Genomic DNA, 3934 nt, shown 5'->3' with positions numbered 1-3934 from the left:
TCGATGACGACGAGGAGGAGTTCACCGAGTTCTGACCGCCCCTGTTGGCAGACGGTGGCTTCCGGCGCCGCCCACCGGCCGACTGGCCGCAGGGCGGCGCCTGCTTTGGCCAGGACGCTCTCGTCCGTGTCCCTTCCCCCCGGAGGTCCCAGCCATGACCATCCTCATCGTACTGGCGGCCATCGCCCTGCCCTGGCCAGCCCTGGCCAGCGCCTCTGCCCCTGGGTCGCTCACCGGCTCCTGGCCAGGGATCATCTCCCTGGCCCTCTTCGTGGCTGCCTATTGCCTGGTGGTTCTTGAAGAACAGCTGCACCTGCGGAAGAGCAAGCCGGTGCTTCTCGCCGCCGGTCTCATCTGGGTGATCATTGCCCTCACCTACGCCCACCTCGGTGACCACGAGCGGGCCCACGAGGCCATCCGCCACAACCTCCTGGAGTATGCGGAGCTCTTCTTGTTCCTGCTTGCGGCCATGACCTACATCAACGCCATGGAGGAGCGCAACATCTTCCAGGCCCTGCGCGCCTGGCTGGTGAGCCGGGGCTTTTCCCTGCGGGCCGTCTTCTGGCTGACCGGCCTTCTGGCTTTTCTCATCTCGCCGGTGGCGGACAACCTGACCACCGCCCTGCTCATGGGCGCCGTGGTGATGGCGGTGGGCGGCAGCAACCGCCAGTTTGTCGCTTTGGCCTGCATCAACGTGGTGGTGGCGGCCAATGCCGGCGGCGCCTTCTCGCCCTTTGGCGACATCACCACCCTCATGGTCTGGCAGAAGGGCCGCGTCCAGTTTGGCGAGTTCTTCGCCATCTTCCTGCCGTCCCTGGTCAACTGGCTGCTGCCGGCGGCGGCCATGCACTTCGCCATCGGCAGCGGCCGGCCGGCAGGGGCCGCCGAGCGGGTAGCCCTCAAGCTGGGGGCCAAGCGGATCGTGGTGCTTTTTCTTCTGACCATCGCCACCGCGGTCTCCTTCCACAACTCCCTCCACCTGCCGCCCGCCACCGGCATGATGCTGGGGCTGGGCTACCTGGGCTTCTTTTCCTACTACGTGAAAAAGAGGGAGCAGCGGCTGGCCGAGCTGGACGCCGTCCTGGGCACCCGGGAGGGGGGGTTCCCGCGGCCCAAGGACGTGCCGGTGGTCCACTTCGACCTCATGCGCAAGATCTCCCGGGTGGAGTGGGATACCCTGCTCTTCTTCTACGGGGTCATCCTCTGCGTCGGCGGCCTGGCCCAGTTCGGCTACCTGGCGGCGATCTCCGACTTCTTTTATCAGGATCTTGGGGCCACCACGGCCAATGTCCTGGTGGGGGTGCTGTCGGCCCTGGTGGACAACATCCCGGTGATGTTCGCCGTTCTGACCATGGATCCCGAGATGGCCCTGGGCCAGTGGCTCCTGGTCACCCTCACCGCCGGGGTGGGAGGCAGCCTCCTGTCGGTGGGCTCGGCGGCCGGGGTCGCTCTCATGGGCACCGCCCGAGGGCTCTACACCTTTGGCACCCACCTGCGCTGGACCCCGGTCATCGCCCTGGGCTACGGGGCCAGCATCGCCTGCCATCTGATCATCAACCGGCATCTGTTCTGAGCCGGCATTGCCGGTGCGGCACAGGGAGGCCCTCGTTGGACCGGTCGGACGCGTCGGACGCGTCGGAGGTGGTCCTCCCCTCTTGTTCTGGCTGACCGCTCTTTCCTATCATGGAGAAGGCTCCAAGGGCAGGGCCGTGGCTGCGGCCCCGCTCGGCTCCACCGGGGAGGCGCTGCCGGGTTTTGGCCGGTGCCATCACCACCGAGCTGCCTGAGCGAACCGTCAACCACCCGAGGGACACCCCCGTCATGGCCAAGACCCTGGTCGTCGATGATGATGACCTCATCCGCGCCGCCATCACCGCCAAGCTCACCCGGCTGGGGCACCAGGCGGCCGGCGCGGCCACCGTGGCCGAGGCCGAGGCCCTGGCCGCGGCCGGTGATTTCGACGTGGTCTTCCTGGACGTCATCCTGCCGGATGGCAACGGCCTCGACCTCCTGCCCCGGCTCCGCCAGGCGCCTTCCTGTCCCGAGGTGATCATCGTCACCGGCCAGGGCACCTATGACGGCGCGGCGCTGGCCATCGAGAGCGGTGCCTGGGATTATGTCGAAAAGCCCATGGTCATCCAGGACATGGTTCTGCCGCTGGCCCGGGCCCTCCAGTACCGGCAGGAGCGGCAGCGGGCCCAGGAGGCAGCCCAGGCCCTGAAGCGCCAGGAGATCATCGGCGACAGCCCCGGCATCCGCGCCTGCCTGGGGCAGCTGGCCCAGGCCGCGCAAAGCGACGTCAGTGTGCTCATCACCGGTGAGACCGGCACCGGCAAGGAGCTCTTCGCCCGGGCCATCCATGCCAACTCCCGGCGCGCCGGCGGCACCTTCGTGGTGGTGGACTGCGCCGCCCTGCCGGAGACCCTGGTGGAGAGCACCCTGTTCGGCCATGAGAAGGGCGCCTTCACCGGCGCCGACCGCAGCCACCGGGGCCTCGTCAGCCAGGCCGACGGCGGCACCCTGTTCCTGGATGAGGTGGCGGAGCTGCCCCTGGGGGTGCAGAAGATCTTTCTCCGGGTCCTCCAGGAGCAGCGCTTCCTGCCGGTGGGTGGCAGCCGCGAGCAGGCATCCGACTTCCGGCTGGTGGCCGCCACCAACCAGGATCTGGCTGCCATGGCCGCGGCGGCGACCTTCCGCCAGGATCTCCTCTTCCGCCTCCAGTCCTTCTCGATCCGGCTGCCACCGTTGCGGGAGCGGCCCGGGGATATCGCCGCCCTGAGCCGGCATTTCATCGACCGCCTCTGCCGCCGTTACGGCCACGAGCCCAAGGAGATCAGCCCCGAGGCCCTGGGGGCGCTTGCCGCCCACGACTGGCCGGGAAACGTGCGGGAGCTCTACCAGACCCTGGATCAGGCCTTTGCCGCCGCCTTCCACTGCCCCACGTTGCACCATACCGATCTGCCCATCCATCTGCGCCTCAAGCGCCTGCCCTCCTCCTTGCGGCAACAGGCCCTGGGGCCTGCCATCCACCACCGCCCCCGGGCCGGCAGTCCGTTGCCCCCCTGGAGCTCCTACCGGGAGGCGCTGGAAAAGGACTACCTGGAGCAGGCGCTGGCGGCCTGCGCCTGGAACATCACCGCCGCCTGCCGGATGAGTGGCCTGTCCCGGGCCCGCTTCTACCAGCTTCTCAGCAAGCACCACCTGTCCCGCTGATCGTTCCCCCGCCTGTCCAGCCGACGAGACGCTGTCCAGCAAGTGAGACAGCGTCTTGCTGGACACCGGCGCCCACAGTCCAGCCCGCTTGGCTCGCAACTTGTTGCCAGCAGGTGATTCCTGCTGGTGGATGGGGCTGGCACGCTTGTTGATACCTGATGGCGGCAGGCGCCAGCGGGGGAGCAGGCAGGCCAGTCAGGGTGCCGCAGGAGGGGAGCGTGGAGCAGGATATCTTCAGGGCCGAGGCCGAGGAGCTCCTGGACGATCTGGAGGCGGCCCTTCTCGAGCTGGAGGCGCGACCGGACGACCGGGAGCTGGTGAACCGGGTCTTCCGGGCCCTGCACACCGTGAAGGGCTCGGGCAAGATGTTCGGCTTCGACGCTATTGCCGCCTTCGTGCACCAGGTGGAGACGGTCTACGATGCGGTACGGGATGGCCGGCTGACCGTGGACGGCGAGCTGATCAGCCGTACCCTGGCCGCCCGGGACGTGGTGCGGCGGCTGCTCCGGGACGAGGACGTGCCGGAGGCCAGCCAGGAGGCGATCTTGGCCGGCTTTTCGGCGCGGCTGACGGCCACCGCCTCCCGGCCGGCAGCGCCGTCATCCCGGGCGGAGCTGGCCCGGCCGGCCGAAATCGCCGCCGGGGTGGGGTCGTAGGGGCAGCCCCCCGGGGGGGCCCCGGCGCGGGCGGGCGGCCCCCCCCCGGGGCGCCCCCCCACCAG

3 protein-coding genes are annotated in these 3934 nt (G+C 69.2%); all 3 read left to right on the top strand.

Annotated features, from left to right (window positions below; genetic code table 11):
* The first annotated feature begins 154 nt into the window (after positions 1-154).
* The 3 genes from nhaD (at position 155) to AB1634_18870 (ending at position 3869) form a co-directional block, all read left to right on the top strand.
* Positions 155-1573, top strand: a complete 1419-nt coding sequence (gene nhaD, locus AB1634_18880) for a sodium:proton antiporter NhaD (GenBank protein ID MEW6221577.1) — start codon at positions 155-157, stop codon at positions 1571-1573.
* 248 nt (positions 1574-1821) lie between these two features.
* A complete protein-coding gene (locus AB1634_18875; protein MEW6221576.1) occupies positions 1822-3213 on the top strand; it encodes a sigma-54 dependent transcriptional regulator in 1392 nt (463 codons plus the stop codon).
* 218 nt (positions 3214-3431) lie between these two features.
* Positions 3432-3869: an Hpt domain-containing protein gene (locus AB1634_18870; protein MEW6221575.1), complete on the top strand. Its 438-nt coding sequence runs from the start codon at positions 3432-3434 to the stop codon at positions 3867-3869.
* Positions 3870-3934: the final 65 nt, after the last annotated feature.

The sequence above is a fragment of the Thermodesulfobacteriota bacterium genome (genome assembly GCA_040755095.1).
Classification (GTDB): Bacteria; Desulfobacterota; Desulfobulbia; order Desulfobulbales; family JBFMBH01; genus JBFMBH01.
The sequence above is the reverse complement of the archived record's forward strand: the minus strand, read 5'-3'. Positions and strand labels throughout refer to the sequence as shown.

Coding starts and splice junctions, on each gene's coding strand:
- nhaD (MEW6221577.1), top strand. CDS start 155: ATGACCATCCTCATCGTACTGGCGGCCATCGCCCTGCCCTGGCCAGCC.
- AB1634_18875 (MEW6221576.1), top strand. CDS start 1,822: ATGGCCAAGACCCTGGTCGTCGATGATGATGACCTCATCCGCGCCGCC.